The organism is Photorhabdus sp. RM96S (assembly GCF_042879335.1).
Taxonomy (GTDB): domain Bacteria; phylum Pseudomonadota; class Gammaproteobacteria; order Enterobacterales; family Enterobacteriaceae; genus Photorhabdus; species Photorhabdus kayaii.
On sequence record NZ_JBHFKT010000169.1, the window covers coordinates 1 to 526 of the forward strand.

Sequence of the window (526 nt, forward strand, 5' to 3'; positions counted from 1 at the left end):
CCTGTATCAGCAGTAACAGCTTGCGCGTCTGCGGCGGCATTTCATCCAGCGTGCGCCCCAGCACCTCATGCGCCAGCTGGTTAGCCAGGGCAATGTCGTCTTGGGTGACTTCGATATATTCGATGACCTGTCCGCGGTGGGTCGTTTTCTTCACTTCACGTTGATACTGGTGCAGCAACGCAATGGCCTGTATCAGCGTCAGGTATTTCATGTGGTCGCGCCGCATCCGGGTTTTATCCGACAGGAACGTCAGTTGATGGGCGTAGGGATTCACCACTTTCAGCGGCCTTAACAGGCGCTGGGCGTTCTGGTGCAGTTGAGTCAGATAGCCTTTCTCCGAGTCAGCCAGCAACCCGGCCAGCGTCTGGCGGTGCCGCTGCATCGCGTGGATGGCCTGCGTCTGCTCGCGTGATTCGTTGACCGTCAGCACCAGACAGCGGTTCAGCAGCTCTTCATCCACATCAATGGCCGTCGTCGTTAACATCAGCATCACCGGTCCCTGTACCTTGTATTCCCGCGTCACCAG

At 57.8% G+C, this 526-nt stretch carries 1 pseudogene; it reads right to left on the reverse strand.

Annotated features, from left to right (window positions below):
* Positions 1–526 (reverse strand): annotated as a pseudogene (locus ACGF49_RS24795) (DNA primase); the annotation flags it as partial.